General features: G+C 69.2%; 24 protein-coding genes and 1 pseudogene. 14 read left to right on the plus strand and 11 right to left on the minus strand.

Translation table 11 applies throughout. The features are described from left to right. The coding region (locus tag O3Q52_RS22990) for an ABC transporter (protein ID WP_269650659.1) at positions 1-473 on the plus strand (473 nt) is incomplete at its 5' end. An 82-nt stretch (positions 474-555) separates the two neighbouring features. On the opposite strand, the gene mshD is transcribed toward O3Q52_RS22990, so the two are convergent. Then, positions 556-1,482 (minus strand): mycothiol synthase, encoded by a 927-nt coding sequence (mshD, locus tag O3Q52_RS22995; RefSeq protein WP_269650660.1) that lies wholly within the window; start codon positions 1,480-1,482, stop codon positions 556-558. A gap of 237 nt (positions 1,483-1,719) precedes the next feature. On the opposite strand from mshD, the gene O3Q52_RS23000 reads away from it, so the two are divergent. Both O3Q52_RS23000 and O3Q52_RS23005 read left to right on the plus strand, forming a co-directional pair. Next, positions 1,720-3,528 carry a bifunctional UDP-sugar hydrolase/5'-nucleotidase gene (locus O3Q52_RS23000; protein ID WP_269650661.1) on the plus strand — a complete coding sequence of 603 codons (1,809 nt, stop codon included), beginning with the start codon at positions 1,720-1,722 and terminating at the stop codon, positions 3,526-3,528. Positions 3,529-3,619: 91 nt separating this feature from the next. After that, a complete protein-coding gene (locus O3Q52_RS23005) occupies positions 3,620-4,876 on the plus strand; it encodes a DUF2993 domain-containing protein (RefSeq protein WP_269650662.1) in 1,257 nt (418 codons plus the stop codon). A gap of 95 nt (positions 4,877-4,971) precedes the next feature. On the opposite strand, the gene O3Q52_RS23010 is transcribed toward O3Q52_RS23005, so the two are convergent. Then, complete coding sequence (locus tag O3Q52_RS23010; protein WP_269650663.1) at positions 4,972-5,454, minus strand: hypothetical protein; 483 nt, start codon at positions 5,452-5,454, stop codon at positions 4,972-4,974. A gap of 135 nt (positions 5,455-5,589) precedes the next feature. Beyond that, on the minus strand, positions 5,590-6,003 hold the full coding sequence (locus O3Q52_RS23015) for a hypothetical protein (RefSeq protein ID WP_269650664.1): 414 nt from the start codon (positions 6,001-6,003) through the stop codon (positions 5,590-5,592). A gap of 334 nt (positions 6,004-6,337) precedes the next feature. On the opposite strand from O3Q52_RS23015, the gene O3Q52_RS23020 reads away from it, so the two are divergent. The 3 genes and pseudogenes from O3Q52_RS23020 (at position 6,338) to O3Q52_RS23030 (ending at position 8,584) form a co-directional block, all read left to right on the plus strand. Further along, a complete protein-coding gene (locus O3Q52_RS23020; RefSeq protein WP_269650665.1) occupies positions 6,338-7,318 on the plus strand; it encodes a teichoic acid biosynthesis protein C in 981 nt (326 codons plus the stop codon). 195 nt (positions 7,319-7,513) lie between these two features. Continuing rightward, positions 7,514-7,645 (plus strand): hypothetical protein, encoded by a 132-nt coding sequence (locus O3Q52_RS23025; RefSeq protein WP_269650666.1) that lies wholly within the window; start codon positions 7,514-7,516, stop codon positions 7,643-7,645. Between the two features lie 84 nt (positions 7,646-7,729). Continuing rightward, positions 7,730-8,584 (plus strand): annotated as a pseudogene (locus O3Q52_RS23030) (ATP-binding cassette domain-containing protein). Positions 8,585-8,688: 104 nt separating this feature from the next. Here O3Q52_RS23030 and O3Q52_RS23035 read toward each other — a convergent pair. The 3 genes from O3Q52_RS23035 to O3Q52_RS23045 all read right to left on the minus strand — a co-directional run bounded on the left by O3Q52_RS23035 (position 8,689) and on the right by O3Q52_RS23045 (position 12,845). Continuing rightward, positions 8,689-10,833: a pectinesterase family protein gene (locus O3Q52_RS23035; protein WP_269650667.1), complete on the minus strand. Its 2,145-nt coding sequence runs from the start codon at positions 10,831-10,833 to the stop codon at positions 8,689-8,691. A 134-nt stretch (positions 10,834-10,967) separates the two neighbouring features. Then, positions 10,968-11,819 (minus strand): hypothetical protein, encoded by an 852-nt coding sequence (locus tag O3Q52_RS23040; RefSeq protein WP_269650668.1) that lies wholly within the window; start codon positions 11,817-11,819, stop codon positions 10,968-10,970. Positions 11,820-12,005: 186 nt separating this feature from the next. Further along, complete coding sequence (locus O3Q52_RS23045) at positions 12,006-12,845, minus strand: intradiol ring-cleavage dioxygenase (protein ID WP_269650669.1); 840 nt, start codon at positions 12,843-12,845, stop codon at positions 12,006-12,008. A 244-nt stretch (positions 12,846-13,089) separates the two neighbouring features. On the opposite strand from O3Q52_RS23045, the gene O3Q52_RS23050 reads away from it, so the two are divergent. Both O3Q52_RS23050 and O3Q52_RS23055 read left to right on the plus strand, forming a co-directional pair. Beyond that, positions 13,090-13,377 carry a hypothetical protein gene (locus O3Q52_RS23050; RefSeq protein WP_269650670.1) on the plus strand — a complete coding sequence of 96 codons (288 nt, stop codon included), beginning with the start codon at positions 13,090-13,092 and terminating at the stop codon, positions 13,375-13,377. Then, a complete protein-coding gene (locus O3Q52_RS23055; RefSeq protein ID WP_269650671.1) occupies positions 13,374-13,772 on the plus strand; it encodes a hypothetical protein in 399 nt (132 codons plus the stop codon). The genes O3Q52_RS23050 and O3Q52_RS23055 overlap by 4 nt, the downstream gene beginning before the upstream one ends. 22 nt (positions 13,773-13,794) lie before the next feature. Here O3Q52_RS23055 and O3Q52_RS23060 read toward each other — a convergent pair whose 3' ends face one another. Then, positions 13,795-14,097, minus strand: coding sequence for a hypothetical protein (locus tag O3Q52_RS23060; protein WP_269650672.1), 303 nt, complete (start codon positions 14,095-14,097; stop codon positions 13,795-13,797). After that, positions 14,094-14,318: a hypothetical protein gene (locus O3Q52_RS23065; protein ID WP_269650673.1), complete on the minus strand. Its 225-nt coding sequence runs from the start codon at positions 14,316-14,318 to the stop codon at positions 14,094-14,096. Before O3Q52_RS23065 ends, O3Q52_RS23060 begins: the two co-directional genes overlap by 4 nt. A 135-nt stretch (positions 14,319-14,453) precedes the next feature. Between O3Q52_RS23065 and O3Q52_RS23070 the strand changes: the two genes are divergently transcribed. From O3Q52_RS23070 to O3Q52_RS23085, 4 genes are all read left to right on the plus strand, one after another. Continuing rightward, positions 14,454-15,278 carry a helix-turn-helix transcriptional regulator gene (locus O3Q52_RS23070; protein ID WP_269650674.1) on the plus strand — a complete coding sequence of 275 codons (825 nt, stop codon included), beginning with the start codon at positions 14,454-14,456 and terminating at the stop codon, positions 15,276-15,278. Next, the gene (locus tag O3Q52_RS23075) at positions 15,275-15,481 is read left to right on the plus strand and encodes a DUF397 domain-containing protein (RefSeq protein ID WP_269650675.1); all 207 of its coding nucleotides are present in this window, start codon (positions 15,275-15,277) and stop codon (positions 15,479-15,481) included. Before O3Q52_RS23070 ends, O3Q52_RS23075 begins: the two co-directional genes overlap by 4 nt. 203 nt (positions 15,482-15,684) lie before the next feature. Then, positions 15,685-16,035 carry a DUF6247 family protein gene (locus O3Q52_RS23080; RefSeq protein ID WP_269650676.1) on the plus strand — a complete coding sequence of 117 codons (351 nt, stop codon included), beginning with the start codon at positions 15,685-15,687 and terminating at the stop codon, positions 16,033-16,035. Then, positions 16,032-16,355, plus strand: a complete 324-nt coding sequence (locus O3Q52_RS23085; protein WP_269650677.1) for a hypothetical protein — start codon at positions 16,032-16,034, stop codon at positions 16,353-16,355. The genes O3Q52_RS23080 and O3Q52_RS23085 overlap by 4 nt, the downstream gene beginning before the upstream one ends. 49 nt (positions 16,356-16,404) lie before the next feature. Here O3Q52_RS23085 and O3Q52_RS23090 read toward each other — a convergent pair whose 3' ends face one another. Next, positions 16,405-17,577: a class I SAM-dependent methyltransferase gene (locus tag O3Q52_RS23090; RefSeq protein ID WP_269650678.1), complete on the minus strand. Its 1,173-nt coding sequence runs from the start codon at positions 17,575-17,577 to the stop codon at positions 16,405-16,407. A gap of 360 nt (positions 17,578-17,937) precedes the next feature. Between O3Q52_RS23090 and O3Q52_RS23095 the strand changes: the two genes are divergently transcribed. Both O3Q52_RS23095 and O3Q52_RS23100 read left to right on the plus strand, forming a co-directional pair. Continuing rightward, entirely contained in the window at positions 17,938-18,630 is a 693-nt protein-coding gene (locus O3Q52_RS23095; protein WP_269650679.1) for an RNA polymerase sigma factor, read from the plus strand. Continuing rightward, complete coding sequence (locus O3Q52_RS23100) at positions 18,627-19,757, plus strand: CU044_5270 family protein (RefSeq protein ID WP_269650680.1); 1,131 nt, start codon at positions 18,627-18,629, stop codon at positions 19,755-19,757. The genes O3Q52_RS23095 and O3Q52_RS23100 overlap by 4 nt, the downstream gene beginning before the upstream one ends. 21 nt (positions 19,758-19,778) lie before the next feature. Here the strand turns inward: O3Q52_RS23100 and O3Q52_RS23105 are convergent, their stop codons facing one another. Together O3Q52_RS23105 and O3Q52_RS23110 are read right to left on the minus strand one after the other, a co-directional pair. Next, positions 19,779-21,236 (minus strand): cell wall metabolism sensor histidine kinase WalK, encoded by a 1,458-nt coding sequence (locus O3Q52_RS23105; protein WP_269650681.1) that lies wholly within the window; start codon positions 21,234-21,236, stop codon positions 19,779-19,781. After that, the gene (locus O3Q52_RS23110; RefSeq protein ID WP_269650682.1) at positions 21,233-21,964 is read right to left on the minus strand and encodes a response regulator transcription factor; all 732 of its coding nucleotides are present in this window, start codon (positions 21,962-21,964) and stop codon (positions 21,233-21,235) included. Before O3Q52_RS23110 ends, O3Q52_RS23105 begins: the two co-directional genes overlap by 4 nt. Positions 21,965-22,168 lie beyond the last annotated feature (204 nt).

Here is a 22,168-nt window from a genome sequence, read left to right on the forward strand (position 1 = left end):
TCGCGTTCCTGCTGGACGACCCGGCCCGGCACATCACCTCGGCGGTGCCGGTCAGGCGCCCGCTGCGCGTCGGCCTGCGCGTGGCACTCGCCGCCCCGTGGGCCGCGCTCTGCTGGACGGCGGCGGTGTTCCTCGTACCCGAGGAGGCCCGGCCGCCGGTCGGCGCCCTCACCCTGGAGGCGATCGCCACCGCCGTGTTCGCCCTCGCCGGGGCGGCCCTGATCATCCAGCGCTCGACCGTCACCGAGCCGGGAGTGGCGGTGTCCACCTGGCTCCTGTCCACCGCGGCCGCCGCGTTCCTCCTCCTCCCCGACGGCTGGGCCCTCCTGGTCCCCCCGGACGACCTCCGCTGGACCACCACCCACGAACGGTGGGCAATGCTCCTGACAGTGGCACTGGCGGTGGGCACGAGGGCGTGCGTGGAGCCGCTACGGGCATGGCGCTTGGGCTCGCTTGCGGGCAGGGCCCAGTAGACAGCGCCCCTTCAGGGGCGCGGGGAACTGCGCGACCAGCCCCCACCGGCCGTGACTGTGAATCGGTCCGTAGCCCCCGGGTTCAGGACTCCGTCCGATACATCAGATCCGTCTCGTACGTGACGAACCCGAGCCGCTCATAGACAGCCACCGCAGCCGTGTTGTCCGCGTCGACGTACAACATCGCCGTCGGCACCCCCCGCCCCGCCAGATACCGAAGCCCGATCGTGGTGAGGGCCTTGCCGAGCCCACCCCCCTGAGCCCCGGGCCGTACGCCCACGACGTACACCTCGCCGAGCCCCTCCTCCGCATGGACCTTCGTCCAGTGGAACCCGATCAGCTCCTCGTCCCGGAAGGCGAGAAAGAACCCGGCCGGATCGAACCACGGCTCGCCCTTGCGGTCGTCGAGGTCCCGCCGGCCGAGCGAACCCTGCTCGGGGTGGTGGGCGAAGGCGGCGGCGTTCGCGGCGAGCCACGCCGCGTCGTCCTCGCCGGGTACGAACGTCCGTACGTGCACGCCGTCGGGAAGCTTCGGCCCGGCCAGGTCGAGGTCCGTCAACGGCCGCCGCATCTGCCGCAGTTCGCGGAAGAGCGTGAGGCCGAGGACCTGGGCGAGATGGCGGGCCGCGGAGTGGCCGCCGTGGGCCCAGACCCTCACCCGCTTGCCGGACTCGGCGAGCAGCGCGTTGCCGAGCGCCCGCCCGTGGCCGTGCCCGCGGTGCGCCGGGTGGACCACCAGTTCGGCGGCCGGGGCCTCGACGGGATCGGTGTCCTCCAACTGCGCGTACCCGACGAGCCGGTCCTGGGAGGTCAGCAGCAGATGCCGGACCCCCTCCCGGGCGCCGCCGCGCAGCTGCAGCCGGCCCTGCTCGGACACCGCCTGCTGTCCGTCGGCCCGGGCGGCCTCCGCGAGGAGGTCGAGCACGGCCTCGGTCTGCTCGGGGCTCAGCGCGGAGAGGATGTCGAGGGAGCGGGCCGGGACAGCCGGTGCGGTGTCTTCGCTGGTCATGAGTACGAGAGTACGACGTGTCCGGTTCATGGCGAAGTGGCCCGACGAGTGAGGACGCGGCCAGTGCGCCGGGAGTGCGCCGAGAGTGCGCCGTCGGCGCGCGACCTGTCCGGTTCGCGGTGAATCGCCCCGCGCGGCAACCAGTCCGTAACCCCGAACCCCCTGTCGCGCTACGCGCGTTGACCCTAGGCTGCGCCGGGACGGGGCCCACATATCAGCCGACCCACAGGGGGGCGCATGTCAGCCACACCTCATCCCTACCGACGCAGACGCCGGACCACCCGCTTCCTCGCGGCGGCCGCGGGCGTCGCCACCGTCGGCGCCCTCGTCGCCGCGATGCCGGCGTCCGCGGGCGAGACGGGCAAGAAGCCCGGCCACCAGAAGCCGGGCCGCTACCAGGACGTCCAGCTGCTCTCCTTCAACGACCTGCACGGCAACCTGGAGCCGCCGGCCGGATCCTCCGGCCGGGTCACCGAACTTCAGCCGGACGGCACCACCAAGACGGTCGACGCGGGCGGTGCCGAGTACCTCGCGACGCATCTGCGCGAGGCCCGAGCGGGCAACAAGTACTCCATCACCGCGGCCGCCGGTGACCTGGTCGGCGCCTCGCCGCTGGTCTCCGGGCTCTTCCAGGACGAGCCCACCATCGAGGCGTTGAACAAGCTCGACCTCGACGTGACGAGTGTCGGTAACCACGAGTTCGACGAGGGCTCCAAGGAGCTGACCCGCCTGCAGAAGGGCGGCTGCCACCCGACCAAGGGGTGCTTCGCCGACGGCGAGACCTTCGAGGGCGCGGACTTCCCGTACCTCGCGGCGAACGTCCTCAACGAGAAGACCGGCAAGCCGATCCTCAAGCCCTACTCGGTGTGGAAGAGGAACGGCGTCAAGGTCGGCTTCATCGGCGTGACCCTTGAGGACACCCCGGGTGTCGTCTCCGCCGAGGGTGTGAAGGGCCTCAAGTTCAAGGACGAGGTCGAGACGATCAACAAGTACGCCAAGGAGCTGGAGAAGCAGGGCGTCAAGTCGGTCGTCGCGCTGATCCACGAGGGCGGACAGCCGGCCTCGGCGTCGTACAACTACGACTGCGACTCGCCGGGCGCCGGTGCCGGCATATCCGGTCAGATCGTGGACATCGCGAAGAACGTCACCCCGAAGGTCGACGCGCTGGTCACCGGCCACACCCACCAGGCGTACGCGTGCACGATCGACGACCCGGCGGGCAACCCGCGCACGGTCACCTCGGCCGCGTCCTTCGGCCGGCTCTACACCGACACGACGCTCAAGTACGACCGCTGGACCGGTGACATCGCCCGGACCGCTGTCTCCTCCGCCAACCACGCGGTGACCCGTGACGTGGCCAAGGCACCGGACATGACCAAGCTGATCGCCAAGTGGAACACCCTGGCCGCGCCGGTCGGCAACAGGCCCATCGGGTACATCTCGGGCGACATCGCCAGCTCCGGCACCGAGTCCCCGCTCGGCGACCTGATCGCCGACGCGCAGCTCTCGTACGGCAAGGAGCTGGACCCCGAGACCGACCTGGCGCTGATGAACCCGGGCGGTATCCGGGCGCCCCTCACCTTCGCGGCCAAGGGTACCGAGGGCGACGGCGTGGTGACCTACGCCGAGGGCTTCACGGTCCAGCCGTTCGCCAACACCGTGAACCTGCAGAACTTCACCGGCGCCCAGCTCGTCCAGGTGCTCAAGGAGCAGGTCACCGGCGTGAACGCGGCCTCGCCGAAGGTGCTCCAGGTCTCGAAGGGCCTCACCTACACGCTCGACCTGACCAAGACCGGCGCCGACCGGGTCGTCACCGGCTCGGTCAAGCTGAACGGTGCCGCGATCGACCCGGCCGCCACCTACCGCGTCGCGACGAACAGCTTCCTCGCGGGCGGCGGCGACGGCTTCACCACCCTGGGCCAGGGCACCGGCGACCTGGTGGGCGACGACGACCTCGCCGCCCTGGAGAAGTACCTGCTGGCGAACTCCTCGGCCACGAACCCGATCGCGCCGCCCGCGGCCGACCGGATCACCGTCGTGAAGTAGCCACCCGGTAACGGCGATCTGTCCGTGAGGTAGATCGCAAACCGCCTATTCAAGTTGCGGGTGGGGTTGGTACGCATGGTCGAATCAGTTGATGCGTACCCCCCACCCCATCGCGGCGCATTCTCACTCCCCTCCGAACCCGTACGAGGATCTCGCCGCCCTCGACGACGGACCCCTTGAGGACTTCCTCCAGGTGGAGGAGCCCGCCGTGACCGAGGGGGCCGAGCGGGAGGCGGAGTGGGCACCGCCCAACCACCGCCGGGGCTCCCGCGACCGCCGGGACTCCGGGGCCCGCCCCCGCCGTCGCACCCGTCGGCGCCGGCGAAGTCCCTTCACCGGACTGTCCCTCGCCGTCAAGGCCGTCATCGCGGTGCTCGTCCTCGCGGCCTTCCTCGCCCTCGGCGACCGCTGGGCGCTCCTGTACGCCGAGCGCACGGCGGCCGAGAAGGTCAGGGACCAGCTGAAGCTGAGCGCGGCCCCCGAGGTCGAGATCGACGGCTTCCCCTTCGTCACCCAGATCCTCGACCAGCGGCTCGACTCCGTGTCGGTCACCGTCCCGGACGTGGCGGCCGACCGGGTCTCCCTGGCGAAGGTCTCCGCCACCGCGACGGGCGTACGGGTCGACGGCGGCCCCACCTCCCTGCGCGGCGTCCGGATCCCGGAGCTGGACGGCGAGGTGCTGCTCTCCTTCGACGACCTGAACCGTGAACTCGGCGCGTCCCAGATGACGTTCACCGGGCACGGCGGCGACGAGGTGCGGGCGCGCGGGGTGCTGCCCGTCGCCGGGCACGACCTGCGGATGCGGGCCGACGCGCGGATCAGGCGGGACGGCGAGCGCGGTATCTCGACCGAGGTCGGCGGAATGCGCCTGGACATCGGCGACCTGGCCACCTTCCGTCCCGGCACCCGCGAGTCCCAGGGCCTGCACCTGACCCGCAAGTCCGCCACACGCCTCGCGAAGGAGAAGAAGAAGGCCAAGGAGCTGCTGTCGGTGCCGTCGATCGCGAAGCGCATCGGTGTGCCGGACTCCGCGGTCCAGGAGGCGCTGAGCGACGACTCCAAGTTCGAGGAGTTCACCGGCTCCCCGCGTTTCGCCGGCCAGTTGATGAAGGTCAACCTCATCGACCTCGCCGTGGAGAACCCCGAGCTCCTCAAGCGCCTCGGCTTCGACCTGGCCCTCCTCGACGGGCTCTCCCGCCTGACCCGCCCCGCCCTCGTCGACCGCCTCTCCATCGGCTTCCGCCTCCCGAAGCCCCCGAAGGGCGAACTGACCCTGCGGGACGTGCGCGTGCAGAAGGACGGGATCAGGGTGCGGGTCACGGGCCAGGGGCTGACCGTCGGCAAGTGAGCCCTGGGTGGTCAACAACGGCTGACACGATAACGAGTCTCCCGCGACGCGCCTTGTGAGGCGGCGCGTCGCGGCAGCTGTCAGCTGTCAGCTGTTCATGAGATCGAGACTGAGCCGGGGAGGTCGTACCAGGTGCCCGTCTTGCCGTCGTTGTCGATGTCGATGTAGATCCGGCCGTCACCGGTGTAGGTGCCGTTGGGCTCGTACCAGGGCGAGTAGCAGTCGATGTTCGACGTGTCCGTGCTGTTGACCTGGTTCGTGAAGTCGCACGTGCGCTTGGAGACCGCGACGTCGTTCTTCTCGAGCCGGGACTCGACCTTGAAGGAGTCGACCTTCCGGCTACCTCCGCCGTCTACGACACGGCCGTAGCCGGCGCTGCGGTACTTGCCGTCGATCTTGTTGACGCAGAACGAGTACTCCACGTCGATGTTCTCGTTCGGAGTGTCGAACTCCCTCACCCAGGTATTGCCACTGCACAACTCAGTGGCCTGGGCCGGCGCACCGGTGAGGACAACAGCACTGACGGCAAGGCCTGTTGCCGCCAGGATCGCCGGAACGCGGTTGAGTATTCGGGTCATGTGTGTTTCCCCCCGGACGAGACGATCTTGCTGGTTCACAGTTCATACATGGGTGCGTGCGCCCTTCTCGGGCCAGGACGCCGACCTTGAAAGCCATCCACGGCTCCGGGCCCACCCGGGCCAGGCAGGATGTGCCTACGCGTTGCCGTCCTTGTAGACCGGGTGGTAGTCCGTCGTGCCGCGGACCTTGACGACCCACACGCGGACCGGGGTTCCTTCTTTGATGTCGCCGCTCTTCCAGTCCGAGCAGTAGGGCGAGTCCTGTCCGCGGGTGCTGACCTTGCGGTCGATGTCGCCGTCACGGCCGATGTCGAGGCGGACCTCGATGCCCCAGCCGTCGGCTTTCATGTCGCAGGCGCCTATGGAGTCGCCCGGTGCATCGCCGTAGCCCATCGGGTCGGGGCCCGGGTCCTCCTGCCAGTACCCCCAGCCGCCGCCCTCATAGGCGCCGTAGCTGAATGACGCGGCGGAGGCGGAATTAGCGGTAACGAATCCCAGACCGAACGCACACAGCGTGACGCAGGCGGCCCTTGCTTTGGTCAGTTTCACGTGACATCCCCGTTCCTTCCGAATGAGCCCGCCTCTGTCTCGGCCTTGGGAAAGTCCGTTCCCCGGCGGGCTCTTGATCGGCCGCAGCGTAGCGCACTCGTGATCTTGGATGTCAATGTGATTTTTGCATCAGTGACTGCTCGTCAGGGGGCCTGCGGGGGAAAGCCGTTCGCGTGCGGCGCGATGCCGAGGGGAGCATGCGCCCGTGCCCTGTTCCGGACCGCCGCCCTCCACCGTGTGCGTACCCGCCATGGGGCGCTCTATCTTGATCGTTCGTCGGAGCGCGGTCTGCCCCGTGCTCCGACCACGTATGAATCGCTACGGGAGGACACCCATGGGACAAGAACCGCAGACCACCCTGACCAGGCGGGGGCTGCTGCGCGCGGGCACCGGACTCGGTATCGCCGCGATGGGCCTCGGATACGGTGCGGGAGCTGCGGCGGCCGCGGTGCCGGGGTCGCAGCGCTTCGATCTGACGCAGCCGTCGTACGACCTTTACCGGGGCAAGTCGCTCCGCGACGTGACCGTGCAGCAGGGCTTCGCGTTCGACAACGTCAACCGGCGGCTGTTCGTCGCGCAGCGCCGCAACGGCACATCCGAGACGGCCGGTGATCTGTGTGTCACGCAGCTCGATTTCTCCGGCAACTACGTCGGACACATGTACCTGACGGGCTTCGGCCACGGAGTCGCCTTCGGCGCGCAGGGCGTGGGCTCGTCGACGTATCTGTGGACCGAGGTGGAGGCGAACCCGGGTGGTTACGGCAAGCGGCTCGCCCGGTTCCAGTTCACCAGCGGTACGACCCTGTCGAACACGTCATCCGCGCTGACGAAGTACACCCCGGTGTCGGCGGCCACTGAGCACACCTGCTCCATCGACCCGGTCAACAACCGGCTGATCGTCCGCTATCACCTGAGTGACGGCAAGCACATAGCGGTCTACGGCCTCGCAGCGGCGGCGAACGGGGACTTCAGCTCGCCGCTCGCGAACTTCAAGCAGCCGAGCCTGCCCACGCAGTCACCGACCTTCCAGGGATACGCAGCGTACGGCCAGTACCTCTACGCCATGACCGGGACATCGTACGAGGCGAACGGAGGCGTTGTTGACTCCGAGATCACCAGCATCGACCTCAACACCGGCGCGATCAAACAGGGGCCGGTCCTCACCAAAGCAGGCGAGTCCCTCGACTTCCGTGAACCGGAAGGCCTGGCCGTCTACCGGACAGCGGACGGCGAGGTCCGCCTCTTCCTCGGCTTCGCCTCGGGGGCCTCGGGCGACCGCCGCTCGAACCTGTTCTACAAGAACGCCCTGGTCTGACCCGCTGCGACAACAACGGCTGACGCAATGAGCCGTGCCCAGTCCCGTGCCGTGCGGGGTGCCGCGGCGGGCGCTCGCAGGCACCCCGCAGGCGACGCCGGCACGTCATGCCTGCTCAACTACCGCTCCGGCCGCGGCAGGCCGGACCGATCCACCTCATTGCGTCAGCCGTTGTAAGTCCCAAGAGAAGATTCCATGAGCTTCCACAGGATCGCCCCCGTCAAGAAGTCCCGCAAGCCCGCCCAGGCCCCCAGGAAGCAGGCTGCCAAGCCCGCGCCGAAGCACGGTGCCAAGAAGCCGCAGCGTCGTCCGGTCGGCACGAAGTAGGCACGGCCACGAGGCGGGGTCTCCGGATTCGTTCCGGAGACCCCGCCTCGGCCATTTTCCGGTGAGGGAAGGGAATTGAACGGCATGCGGGAAGTCCGGGAGGCATTCGCGCGGTTCTGGCCGCTGACGCGCGGCGACCGCAGGTGGCTGGTGCTGATCGTCGCGTGCGTGATCGTGCCGGCGCTGGCGGAGACGGCCTCGATCCTGCTCTTCGCGGAGTTGAACGACCACGCCCTGAAGGCCGGTTCGCTCTCGGCCTTCTGGGGTCCGGCCGGGGCCTGGCTGGGCGTCGCCGTGCTCGGGGCGGTCGTCGGATACCTCGGGAACTCGCTCGCCGCGTGGACGGCGGAGAGATTCGTGCTGCGGCTGCGCGCGGGTGTCTTCCGGCACGTCCAGGACCTGCCGGCCGCACTTTGGGACGTTCGTCCTGCACGGCACGATCCGCGAGAACGTCGCGTGCGGGAGGCCGGGCGCGACCGACGAGGAGATCGAGCGGGCCGCGCGGGCCGCGGACGCCCACGCCTTCGTCCGCGCGCTGTCGGACGCGTACGACACGCAGATCGCTCCCGGCACGGCCGCCCTCTCCGGCGGGCAGCTCCAGAGCATCGCCATCTCCCGCGCGATTCTGCGGGCCGCCCCCGTCCTCGTACTCGACGAACCGACAACCGGACTCGACAGGCCCGCCGCCCGCCGGGTCGTACAGCCGCTGCGGCGACTGGTGTCCGGCCGTACGACCCTGATGATCACCCATGATCTGACGCTCGCCCCGACGCCGACCGGATCCTGGTCGTGGACGGTGGGCACCTGGTGGAGGAGGGCACGCACGAGGAGCTGATGGCGCGCGGAGGGGTGTACGCGCGGCCGGCGGGCCCGCTGCCGGTGGGCGTGGGTGTGGACACGGAGACGACCACGAGGCTGTTGCCGCAACCGTGCCCGTAAGGGAGTGGCCGGGTAGGGGGGGGCCGGCTGGGGAGCGGCTCTTGGCTCGCGCTCCCCAGCCGGACGGGTGTCGACCGTCGTGACGGCGTTGCGTCGGGCCGTCGTCAGGCGGTCGGGTTCCAGGTGCCCAGCCAGTCCGCGACCTCCTGGCCGGTGGCCTGGGAGTCGGTCAGCTGCGGGCGGTCGCTGCTCGCGGCGCCCGAGCCGGGGCCGGTGTTCCTGTACTCGGCGAAGCGGTCGTTCTTCCAGGAGAAGCCGCCCATGTCCGACCACGGGGTCGACTTGACCGCGGCGCTGAGCGTGGAGTTGCGGACCGTGGTCTGCGGACGCAGGGTCGCGTCGCCGCCCGCGTGCCAGTTGCGGCCGAGGAAGAAGCTCCCGGCGGACACGTCACCGTTGACGACCGAGCGGTTGATGAGGATGCCCTTGCGGTCGGCCGTGGTGCTGGGCGCGGTGATGTACCCCGCCGACGTGCCGTCCCAGCGCTTCTTCAGGGTGATGACGGACTGGTCGATCACGGCGGTCGCGCGGCCGAAGACGAAGTCGACGTTGCCGCTGACGTAGGAGTTGGTGACGTAGACCCGGCCGAGCCTGTCCTTGGCCGCGGTGTCCAGGAGCAGGGTGTCCTGGTCGCCGTCGACGATGATCCCGTCGAGGAGGACCTGGTCGGCGGCCGTCCGCAGGGCAACGGCCTGGTGACCGCTCAGGCTCTGGTTCCTCGCCTCGTCGAAGTCGTTGTTGATCGTCAGGTTGCGGACCTGGAAGTCGTCGGCCTCGACGGCCACGGTCGCGCTGCCGCTCGTGCCGTACGTGCCGCCGCCGGGCTTCGCCGTACCGGCCGCGTTGTTGAAGACGATGACCGTGTCCTTGCGGCTGGCGCCCGCGCCCTGAACGGTCACGTGCGGCTTGTTCGCCGGGACCTTGACCGTCTCGCGGTACGTGCCCGGCTCGACCGAGATCACCACGCGGGAGGGGTTGTTCGCGGGGACGGCGTCGACGGCGGCCTGGACGGTCGTGAACTGGCCCGAGCCGTCCTTGGCCACGGTGAGGGTGGCGGCCGCTGCCCCGGCAGCCGCCTTGGTGCCTGCCGCGCCCGCGGTGCCGGTCACGGTGCCGATCGTCGTACGCGGTCCCGTGCCGGCCGTGAGCAGGGCGGGCACGTCCGCCGTCCTGTCCGGCGTGTAGCCGTAGAACGACTTGGGGTCGAAGGCCGTGCCGCCGCTCTCGTTGCGGCCGCTGGTGCCGGAGAAGGTGTTGCCGCGCTGGACGATGGCCGCCGTGGAGTCCTTGGTGACCGGGTTGTTCATGCCCTGGAAGCAGCTGTTCTCCAGGACCATCTTCGTGCTGCCGCGCGAGTAGTTGCCGTAGGACGACTTGATGGTCGTGCCCCGATCGTCCTGGAGGTAGTTGTTGTAGAGGTGCGCGTGGGCCGCGTTGTCCGTGGACGGGTTGCGCTGCTCGGTCTCGCGGAACCAGTTGTGGTGGATCGTGATGTCGGTGACGAGGTTCTCGGTCCAGCCGATGCCGAAGGTCTTGTTGTTGTCGCTGAACTTGTTCCAGGACACCGTCACATTGGTGCTGTCCTTGCGGACGTCGATGAGCCCGTCGGCCATGTGGCGCAGGTCGTTGTGGTCGATCCACACGTGGTGCGCGCCGTCCATCTGGACCGCGTCGAAGTCGTGGTCCTTGTCGTTCCAGACGCCCTGGTAGGAGTCACGGATCGTCAGGTTCCGGATGATCACGTTGTGCACACCGGTGCCGAGGAAGAAGCCGCCGCCGACGATCTGCCCGGACGTGCCCTGGCCCACGATGGTCTTGTCGGACTTGACCTTGATCTCCTTGCCGACCGGGTTCATGGTGATCGCCGCGGCCACGACGATGACGTACGGCTCCTCGGCGGTCGCGTACTTCTCCAGGTCGGCGAGGGTCTTCACGGTGACCGTCTGGCCGCCGCGACCGCCGTAAGTGCCTTTCTGGCCGAGCGAGTTGACGGAGGCGAAGCCGTCGGCGGTGTCGGCGGCCCAGGCCGGTGCGGCGGCAGCGGTGGTGGCCGTTGTCGCCGCGGTGGCGCTGCCGGCGTTGGTGGCGGCGGACGCCGTCTGCTGGGCGCTCTCGCCGAAGACGCCGAGACCCGTGCCGTAGGTCGTGGTCACGGCGGCGGTCAGGGCCAGTGGGATGCCGACCGTCAGCGCGGTCCTCCTTCTGCGGTGGCGGGGTCCGGCAGTCGCCTTGCCGCGGCGCTCACTCATGCGGCGCACCTTCCGTGCGGGGGGTGGGGGAGTCGGATCGCTGGTGAGTCGCCGCCCCGCACGGAAAGGTTGCCGGGTTCCTGTTGCTCGGGTCCTGTCGCCCGGTTCCTGTTTCCGGGATCCCGCCTACTCGCCTACTGGGCGCAGGTCTTCGGGTCCAGCTTCTCCTCCACCTTGTCCTCACGGCCGTCGGGCTGGCCGTTGGGGAGGAGCTTGTCGGAGGTGCCGTCGATGTAGTACCCGTACGAGTAGATGGTCTGGTAGCCCCGGTCGCGCCAACTGTGCACGGTCTTACGGCCGTCGCCCTTGTTCCACTGGTAGTCCTCGACGTAGAAGACCGGGTTCACCCGCACCACACGCTGGTACGGCGTCCATGTCACGGCGACCTGGGTGCACGGCGGGATCGTCTTCTCGCTGCGGCGCTCGAACGACGAGCTCTTCTCCCAGCCCCACTCGTAGGTGAAGCTGCCGCCCGCGGTGCCGGAGAAGATGCTCTTCGCGGCGGAGAGGCTGATCGAGGCCCCGACGCTCTTCTTGGCGAACGTCTTCGTGCCGTAGCTGCTGACGAAGGTTTCCTTGTCGTCCTTCGACCCGCGGTTGCCGATCCACGGCGAGGTGCGGACAGCGGCCCCCTTGGTGGACCAGGTCGAGGCCTGCGCGTACCCGCACCAGCCGCGGAAGAGCTCCCACGGCCCGGCGGGCTCCCACAGGCCGAAGACGTCCCGCAGGTACTCGTCCTGGGTCTTGAACTCGCCGGTGTCGACGTTGAGTGCGCCGTAGACGCCCGTCAGGCTCGTCTCCTGGTTGCAGAGCCGCTCGATCATCGAGTCGGTGTCGCCGGGGTCGACACCGCGGATGTTCGTGGCACCGCCCGGCCCGGCCGCCCGGGCGGGCCCGGCGACGGTCATCAGACCGGACACGGCGAGTGCGGTGGACGCGGCCACCAGGGCGCTCTTCTTGAGGGCCGACTTGAGTACGGATCGCACGCTGAGCTCTCCTCCGGAGGACGGAACCCGGCGGCGGAGAGGGGGAACGGCGCCACCGGTGGTCGACAAGAAGCGAACCCGGCGAACGTCACGGGGACATCGCGGCCGGATCAGAGATGCCTCAGAAAATCCGCGAGGCCCGTTGGGCGCAAGGGGCGCGCCGCGCCTGCACCGGCACCGTCGCGCTTACACGGGCACCGTGAGCGTGGCCGTGTAGCCCTTCTCGACGCTGCCCTTCGTCGTCGCCAGCTGCTGGTCGTAGCCGTCGCTGAAGATGTTGTCGGTCTCCAGGGAGAGCCGGCCCATGTTCTGGACACTGCGGTCGTAGCCGTCCGACGCGTACACGGTGTCGCATACGTCCTTGGGGAGGGCGAGCTGCGAAGTGGCCGTGATGGACGTGGCGTTGGTGGCGTCATCCAGGCTGCCGTACACCTCGAAGTGGATGTGGGGCCAGCGGCCGGTGTAGCAGGCGGGGAAGATGCTGGTGAACGTGACCTGCCCCTTGGCGTCGGTCTCCTGGACGCCGCGCAGGTAGTTCTCCTCGGTGACGCCCTCGGAGTAGAGGGAGTAGCTGCCGTCCCGGTCGCAGTGCCAGAGGTAGACGGCGGCGCCCTCCTTGGGCGTATCGCAGCCGGAGGCGGCATCGACGACGGTGAGGGTGACGGTCAGCGGCACCCCTTCCGCCTTGCCGCTCGCCGTCCCGAAGCTGGAGGTGATGTCCTTGCGGACGACCCCGCTCTCCTTCAGGACGTTCACCCCGTTGGAGCCGTCACCGGGGTACGGGCCGGCCGTCTCGCCGGGGATGGTCTCGCACTCGGCGCTCCCGGAGGAGGCGGCGGACGAGGACGAACCGGCAGAGGAGCCGGACGAGGAGGACGCGGAGGCCGAGCCGTCCGAGTCGTCGCTGCTGCATCCCACCAGCGGCACCAGGCCGACACCGGCCAGCAGCCGGATCATCTTCCGCCGCTGAAGCGTGGGCAGGTCGAAGGAGAGACCCCTGTCGTGGTCGTGCAGTTCTTCACTCATGGCTGCTCTCCCTGTACGTGTGCCTGTGCCTTCCACGGCGGCTCCACGGCCGCTTCCGCGCCCGTGCCGCCGGCTGCTTGAAAGTGACAGTAGGCGTATTGCCTGTGGGGCATCCATGGGGCGGCTGTTCATGGGCTGAGGGGGCGGAGCAGGGAACTCAGCCTCGCGGCGGAAAGGTGTTCGGAGGTGTTCCGTCCGAGTGAGGGCACTCCCCGGCGTACCGTGGCGCCGCTATGGTGATTCCATGGCGCAGCACACAACCATTCAGGTGTCCAAAGAAGCCCGTGACCACCTCGCTCAGGTGGCCAGGGACAGGGGGCTCACGCTGGGGCAGCTCGTTGAGCAACTGGCGGCCGAGCAGTTGACCGCGGAGCAACGGGCCGAGAGGCTCCAGGCCGACCGGGAGATCGTGCGCGACACCATCGGCCTCGACCTCAGCGACGAGGAGTTCGACCGGGCGCCCGACGTGCTCGGCAACATCTACAAGATCGCCGCGGAGAAGGTCCGGGCAGCCCGGGGTGCGGCGGCGTGATCATCCTCGACACCAGCGCGGTCCGGGCGCTCGCGGACGGTCACAAGACGCTGAGCCTCCTGGCAGGGAACATGGCGCGCACCCCTGGCGAGCGCCTCAACGTACCCGCCCTGTGTCTGATGCAGGCCGAATCCGAGGATGCGGACCTCTCCCAGCGGGTGCTCGCCTTCTCCTCGGTCGTGGTCGACAACCTCGATACGTTCGCCGCCGTCAGCGTCGGCACGATGTTCCGCGACGGCTATGGCGGTGCGGACACCTGTCACGCTCTGTACTGCGCGCTGCCGCGCCCGGAGTTCACCGGGATGTCGATCCTGCTCACGGGCAACGAGAGTGCGTATCCGCCAGGCGTGGTCACAGTGGACATCGACTCCCCCGGAATGCTCGGCTTCTACTGAGTCGGCACCGCTGCCGGTCGCGTCACCACTCGTCGCCGTCGTCCCCGGCTACCTCGATGCGCGCACCCCGGCTGACCGCGACGCGGAGTACGTCTCCCAGGCACTCCACCGCCCTGGTGAGCGCGAAGCGCACGGCGCGTTCGCCCGCCTCCGTGTCGGCGAGTACGGCTCTGGCTCCCGTGAGGACCTGTTCGCCGGAGTCCAGTTGCGCCGCCTCCAGGTCGTCCGCGAGCCGGGAGAGCCTGCTCTCCTCGCTGTCGGTACTCAGATAACAGGGCTTGCTCTCCGGGGTTGTCCACGGCAGCAGACGCAGCGGGCCCGTCATGCGGACACCTCCACGTCGCGGAGGTACGGGCGTACGAGGGGTGTGTCCCACTCGAAGGACCGGGCTCCGACGGTGAGTTGGCAGCGGCACGCGGGTGCGGCGGGCGCCCACGGCTCGCGTCTGTCGCGCGGGGCGGTGGTGGGCGTCGCCCGATGTCGGCCTCGGGCGGGCAGCAGTACGCGCAACAGCAACTCGCAGAGCCTCGTGACGAGTTCGCCCATGGCTGTGCTCCTTCTCGGGAGGGGGGCTTTGACGAGCGGTGATTACCGTTCGTGTCTCGATCGTCACTGCTCCGACGTACGCTGCGGAAGGGGGTCGGTGTTGTCTGGAGCGCCAGGCAACGGTTAGGGGTGACGGTGGGCGAACTTGTTGACGGGGCAGGGGATTCGGGGCTCGCGGGGCTCGGGCGGACCCTTAGGCACCTGAGGGAGAAGGCCGGGAAGTCGCTGGGGCAACTGGCCCAGGAAGCGGCGTACGACAAGAGCTATCTGAGCCGCCTGGAAGCGGGCAAGCGGCTGTCCAAGCTGGCGGTCATGGAGGACCTGGACCGCTACTACGGGTCCGGTGACCTGCTGGTTCAGCTCTGGAAGGTGGCGCGGCACGACGCCTTCAAGGACAAGTACAAGGAGTACATGCGGCTGGAGGCGACTGCGCGGGTCTTGCACCTGTTCACGCCCGGAGTGCCCGGACTGCTGCAGACCGAGGACTTCGCCCGCGGGGTGTTGTCTGGCGCTCAGGCAACAGCTGGCAACGGCGAGGAACTTGACGAACAGGTCGCTGCGCGTATGGGACGGCAGCTTCTCTTGCGCCGGGATCCGGCGCCCAACGTCCGCTTCATCATCGACGAGTACGCGCTCCGACGCCCTGCGGCCACCGCGAAGACCTGGGACGACCAGTTGCTTCGTATCGAGGCCGTCGCGATGTGGCCCAACGTCGTCATTCAGGTGCTCCCCTTCGCCACCGGGGTGCACCACCTGATGGACGGATCACTGACCCTGCTGTGGCAGAAGGACGGAGGTGCCGTTGCCTACAAAGAAGGCAACGGCGGCGGTGAGTTGATCGATGACTCGGAGGAGGCTCTGCGCCACCGTTTGTCCTACGATCTGCTTCGAGACTTGGCGCTGTCCCCGTCGGACTCACTGACGTTCATCAGGGGCGTTCTGGAGGAACACAGGTCATGAAGTACACCCCCGACCTCAGCACCGCTGCCTGGCGCAAGTCGAGCTACAGCGACGGGGGAGCGAACAACTGCGTCGAGGTGGCCCACGGCCACCCCGGCCTCGTCCCCGTGCGTGACAGCAAGACCCCGGCAGCCCGACCGCTGGTCTTCTCCGCGTTGTCCTGGTCCGCGTTCATGGAGGGGGTCAAGCGGGAGGCGGCGTGAACGCCATCGGGTGAATCGAGCGGGAAACCGAGACGCGAACGCGTGTGTTCCCGCCACGGTTGCGTCATGGCAGAGATCACGACCACCAACCCCTTAGCGGCTCATCAGCTGTGTCCCTCGGCGCCGGTGCGCGGACGATCCGCGCGGGCGCGGTGAGCGCGGCTATGGTCGTAGACACGACGCGTCGAAGGAGGGCATCGGCCATGACTGCTCACGCTGAGGCATCCGATCCGGTCATCCCCCCCATGCCCGAGCGGACCCCGAAGGCGCTGCGCGAGGCCATCGCCGAGCACACTCCCGAACTTCTCCCGGATTTCGACGAGCACTGGAAGTGGGCGATCGCCGACGCCTACGATCTCGGTCCGGTGCCGGCGTTCATGGCCCGCTGGTGGGGTGAGTACGCCCTCGCTCGCGACCCCAAGTTGGACGCGCATGTTCGCGATCTTGAACACCGAGCCGCGTACGAGTGCACCGACATCGCCGAAGCCAAAGCCCTCCTCGAAGAGGCGGCGAAGATTCACCACCGGGTCCGAGAGCTGGAGCCCGGCGAGTGACGGATGGCTTCATGGGGCCGCCCTGGCAGGCGGACTGGCGGCTCGACGCTCTTGTCGCCTTCGAGGCACTGCCCGATCACGTTCGTGAGATCGTGATCGCTGCGCGCGCCGAACTGGTCACGGCGAAGGACCCGTATTTCCGCGGCATCGATGCTGATGCCGGGCTCCCCGAGGGCATAAGGGTCATGCCGGGCCGGTCCACTGATCCGAAGGGCCGCCACATCTGCTTCTTCGACCACGGAAACGGCTGGCTGAAGTACACCTTCGTTCGCCGAACCGAAGATCCCCAGATCGTGGTGGAAGAGATCTTCTGGCAGTGAGTGAGCGCTGCCCTTCGCTCACTCCACCGCCGGTCTCACCTCGGAGACGTCAGTCGGGGATCAGGCGCCAAAGTGAAGTGACTTCGGCGGCTCGGGCGCGGTGGAGTGGGTCCGTGGTGTCCCGGGTTCGGGGGTGGCGGGGGCTGGTGTCGAGGCGGGCCGTCACGCGCAGGCCCGCCGTGGTGATGGCGGTCAGCAGGTCCTCGCGTGTTCTGAGGCCCAGGTGTTCCGCCAGGTCGGACAGGACGAGCCAGCCCTCGCCTCCTGGGTTGAGGTGGGCGGCCAGTCCGTGCAGGAACCCGTGGAGCATCGTGCCGTCCGGGTCGTACACGCCCTGCTCGACGGTCGAGGTCGGACGGGCGGGGAGCCAGGGCGGGTTGCAGACCACCAGGTCGGCGCGGCCCTCGGGGTAGAGGGCGGGGCCGGTGACCTCGATGCGGTCGGCGAGGCCCAGCCGGTCGGCGTTCTCGCGGGCGCAGGCCAGCGCGCGCGGGCTGATGTCGGTCGCCACGACGTGGGTGAGGCCCCGGCGGGCCACTACGGCGGCCAGCACCCCCGTTCCCGTACCGAGATCGAATGCCGTACGCGGGTTCGCGGGCAGTGGTGCTTCTGCGACCAGGCCGACGTACTCGCCCCTCGCCGGGGAGAACACGCCGTAGTGGGGGTGGACGCGGCTGCCGGCTCCCAGGGCCGGCACCTCCACCCCCTTCTCGCGCCACTGATGTGCCCCGATGACACCCAGCAGCTCCGTCAGGGAGACCGCTCGGTCGCCTCGCGGTGGGCCGTACGCCTCGGTGCACGCCCGGCGTACGTCGGGTGCTCGGCGCAGGGCCAGGGAGTGGTCGTCCTCCAGGAGGACCAGGAGTTTGCCCAGTACGCGGGCGCGGTGGCCGCGGGCCCGGCGGTGGAGGTGGAACGAATCGGCCGGTGTGGCATCGGGCCGGTTGGGGTTCGATTTCCGGTCGATGCGGCGGCTCATCGCCTGGAGGAGTTGGCGTGCGTTGTGGAAGTCGCCCTGCCACAGCAACGCCGTTCCCTCGCAGGCCAGTTGGTATGCGAGGGCGGCTTTCGTGCTGTCGTCGGCGACTACGACCCGGCGGGGAGGCGGTGCGCAGCTCTCCGAGTGCCAGCGGGCGGATCGGGCAGGTTGGGCAGGCCGGGCAGGTTGGGCAGGTCGCGCGGATCGGTCTTCGGACCAGTTGATCGTGGGCGTCGTGGACACGACGTACTCCTCGTGTTCGAACGTGCGGTGGGCACGAAGAGCACTTCGACGAGGAGCGGAGAAGTGGGGTAGCCGCCGTGCGTGGCAGACGGCCCGTCTCGCGGTATCGCGGTACGGGGTCGTAGGTCTGGCAGGTCTGGCAGGAAGGGCTACCGCTCCCGCGTCGAAGCGCGGGAGGAGAAGTCGCCGAGGACCAGACCTGGAACCATGCCGAGCATCGCGGTCAGCCTTTCGGAGAGATGATGCCCGAGACTCGCACGGGCCTCGCCTCGCGGGCAAACCCGGCCCCACCTTCCCTGTGACGCAGCTCACGGGAAGGCGGCCCCTCCCGCCGTACAGCTCATAGAGGTGACCACTCATATGCGAACCCGGATACGGGCCGGGGATTCGAGCGCTTTCGCCGAACTCTTCGACGCGTACGCCCGTGCGGTCTACAACCACGCGTTCCGGCTGACCGCGGACTGGTCGACGGCCGAGGACGTGATGGCCGCGACCTTCATGGAGGCGTGGAAGCTGCGCGACAGGGTCGACCCGGAGGGCGGCTCGCTGCGGCCCTGGCTGCTGGGCATCGCCACGAACACGGCGCGCAACCAGTACCGCAGCAACCGGCGCTACCGCCGAGCCGCGAACGCCGCCGCCGCGGCCGAGCTCTCCGTGCCCGACCACGCCGAGGAGGTCGCCGACCGCGTCGACGACCGGCAGCGGCTCGCCACGGCCCTCACCGCGCTCGCGAGCCTGCGCAGACCGGAGCGCGAGGTCATCACGCTGTGCCTGGGGGAGGGCCTGGACTACGAGGCCGCGGCGGAGGCGCTCGGCATTCCCGTCGGGACGGTCGCCTCCCGCCTCTCCCGCGCCCGCAAGAAACTGCGCTCGATCGCCGAGGCCCAGCTTGCGATGCCTCAACTGGCCGTGCCTCAAGGGGAGTTGAGCCGACCTGTCGCCGACATCGCGTTCAAGAAAGTTCGCGAAAAACGGGAAGGCGCCCGCCCCGTACGACAGACAAGAGGCGATCACGTAAATGCGATCCGGCCCGCACAGGAAGGAAACCGATGAACGCGAACACGTCCCGGCAGCACTCTGCCGAGTGGGACCAGGAGGCACAGCTCCTGTCCCAGACGGCGCGTGACCTGCCGACGGGCCGCCACCAGTTCCACAAGGAGCGTCTGATGGCCCAGATCCACGAGCAGGTTCAGCGGGAAGAGCACACGGCGACGACGGGGGCTACGGGGATGACCGCCGCGGCGCCTCAGAAGGCCCGGCGGTTCCGGCTGCCGCGTCCCGCGATCACGCTGCCCGCGATGGCGGCCGCCCTGTCCGCGGTGGTCATCGCGGGAGTGGTGACGGTCGGCGGCGACGGCAGCGGGGTACGGGACAGCGGTGTGGCCACCGGACCGGCCCTGACCACCGACGTCGGTACCGCGTCCACGAAGGGCGTGCCCCAGCTGCTCGACCAGATCTCCCTGGCGGCGGCCGAGGGCGACCACCCGACCGTCAAGCCCGGTCAGTACATCTACGTCGAGTCCGTGCTGGCCGACACCTTCGTGAAGACCGTCGACGACAAGTCCAGCCTGGCCAGCCACGAACTGCACCGCCGGCAGATCTGGGAGTCCCCGGACGGCGTCAAGGGCTGGCTGATCGACCCCGCCGTCAACGACAGCCCCGAGGGCGAGACCCTGACCCTGCCCGACGAGCAGGGCAACACCCCGAAGGCGGACCTGGGCAGCCCGTCGTACGACTACCTGACCAAGCTGACCACCGACCCGGACGCACTCCTTGCCAAGATCTACAAGGAGACCAAGGGCCAGGGGAACAGCCCCGACCAGCAGGCCTTCGCCACCATCGGTGACCTGCTCGCCGAGAGCTACCCGCCGGCGGAGCTCTACCCGGCGCTGTTCGAGGCCGCCGCCAAGATCCCGGGTGTCGTCGTCGTCGACGACGCGGTGGACGCGGCCGGCCGGCGCGGGGTGGCGGTGGCCCGGCTGGACGACACCAGCGGGCAGCGCGAGGAGTGGATCTTCGACAAGAAGACCCATGTCTACCTTGGCGCGCGCAATGTCCAGGTGAAGCAGATCAAGGAAGAGGGCGTCCTGATCAAGCCCGGCACGGTGAACTTCACCATGGCCATCAAGAACCGTGCCGTGGTCGACGGAATGAAGCAGGCCCCGTCCCAGGCGGGCTGAGGCCGGCCCTTCCTGGCCGCGTCAGTCCAGCGCGGGCGGCGGTGTCGGGGCGCCGGGCAACCGGATCGTCGCCACCGTGCCGCCGCCCTCGGCCGGGCTCAACGCCACGTCGCCGCCCGCCTGTTGGACCGTACGGGCCACGATGGACAGGCCCAGGCCCGAGCCGGGGAGCGCCCGTGCGCTGGGGGAGCGCCAGAAGCGGTCGAAGACGTGCGGGAGTTCGTCGGCGGGGATGCCCGGGCCGTGGTCCCGTACGGTCAGTTCGCCGCCCTTGAGGGTCACGTCGACCGCGCCGCCCTCGGGGCTGAACTTCACCGCGTTGTCGAGGATGTTCACGATGGCCCGCTCCAGCGCGGAGGGCTCCGCCCGTACGAACCAGGGGTCCACGTTCGCCGTGATCGTCAGCTCCGGGCCGCGCAGACGGGCCCGGCGCAGGGCCGCCTCGACCGTGTCCTGCAACGACACCACCTGTACGCGGTCCGCCGGCGTCCCCGCGTCCGACCGCGACAGCGTCTGCAAGTCACCGATCAGCGCGGCCAGTTCGGTCATCTGCGCCTTCACGGAGGCAAGCAGTGCCTTGCGGTCCGCCTCGGGGATGGGCCGCCCCGTCTCCTCACTCCGGGTGAGCAACTCGATGTTCGTACGGAGGGAGGTGAGGGGGGTTCGCAGTTCGTGACCGGCGTCGGCGATGAGTTGTTGTTGCAACTCACGGGAGTTCGCCAGCGCGGACGTCATCGAGTTGAAGGAGCGGGAGAGGCGCGCGACCTCGTCCTCGCTGTCGTCCTCGACCGGGATACGGATGGTGAGGTCTTCGGTGCGGGCTACGTGTTCTACGGCGTCGGTGAGCTTGTCAACGGGACGGAGACCCGCGCGGGCCACGGCCAGTCCTGCGGCCCCGGCGCCCAGGACCCCGATGCCGGAGACGAGGAGCAGGATGAGAGCGAGGTCGTTGAGGGTTTTCTCGGTGTCCTTCAGGGAGACGCCGACCGTCAGCGCGACGTCGGGGTAGAGCTGAGAGGTGGGGCCGAAGCCCACCATGATGGGGAGGGTTCGCACGCGGACGTTGTTGCCGTCCGCGTCGGTGCTGTTGTGGAAGGTCGGGACGCTCGTTTCGGGGTCCGCGGCCACATCCGAGTCCTCGGTCGTGGTCTTCACGACGCCCGCAGAATCGGTGAACACGCAGGCTGTGCCGTCCGATTTCACCACCTGGACGTAGTAGTCCCTGGGCCGCATGTCGCCGGATGTCTCGGTCACGTCCTTCGGGCACGCGGCGAGCAGAGCCCTGAGCGTCTCATCGTCCTTGAACCTGAATCCTGCGCTCTCGAGTTGCGTGTCCACCTGCTGGTACAGCTTCCCCTGCACGATGAACCAACAGGTGACCGAAACCGCCGCCACTCCGAACGCCACCGCCGCCGCGACGAGCAGCGCCAGTCGTGACCGGATCGGCAGGGAGCGGAACCGGCGTAGAACCTTCCTCACTCCGCCCCACCCGACCGCAGCACATACCCCACACCCCGCACCGTGTGCACAAGACGCGGCTCGCCGCCCGCCTCGGTCTTCCGGCGCAGGTACATCACGTACACGTCCAGCGAGTTGGACGACGGCTCGAAGTCGAAGCCCCACACCGCCTTCAGGATCTGCTCGCGCGTGAGGACCTGGCGCGGATGGGCGAGGAACATCTCCAGCAGGGTGAACTCCGTGCGGGTCAGCTCGACCGGCCGCCCACCCCGCGTGACCTCGCGCGTCGCGAGGTCCATGCGGAGGTCGCCGAAGGTGAGCGCGTCGTCCGCGGGGGCGCCGACCGCCGCGGCCGCGTAGGAGCTGCGGCGCAGCAACGCCCGTACGCGGGCGAAGAGTTCGTCGAGTTCGAAGGGCTTGACCAGGTAGTCGTCGGCGCCGGCGTCGAGGCCGGTGACGCGGTCGCCGACTGTGTCGCGGGCCGTCAGCATGAGGATCGGCGTCGTGGTGCCCGCGCCGCGCATTCGGCGGGCGGCGGTCAGGCCGTCCATCCGCGGCATCTGGATGTCGAGGACGACCAGGTCGGGCTGGTACACCGTGGACTTCTCCAGGGCGTCCACGCCGTCGACGGCCACCTTGGTGTCGTAACCCTCGAAGGCGAGGCTGCGCTGGAGTGCTTCGCGCACGGCCGGCTCGTCGTCGACGATCAGGATGCGCTGGGGTTCACGGTCGCCTTCGGCGGAGCTCATCGCGGTCAGTTCCTCGGGTGCGGTGGGACGTGGTCGGGGCGCTTTCAGCCTCGCACGTTCAGAGCTGTTCAGGGCTGTTCTCGTAACGCCTGCGGGCCCGTGAGCCCGGCGGGATCAGCCTCGTACGGTGATCAGCCTCGTACGGTACGGCCGGTGCGGGCGCCGACACCCCGGCGGCCGCCGCGCGGAGCGGCAGCGGGGGCC

Origin of the sequence: Streptomyces sp. ActVer (assembly GCF_027270795.1) — a bacterium.
GTDB lineage: Bacteria > Actinomycetota > Actinomycetes > Streptomycetales > Streptomycetaceae > Streptomyces > Streptomyces umbrinus_A.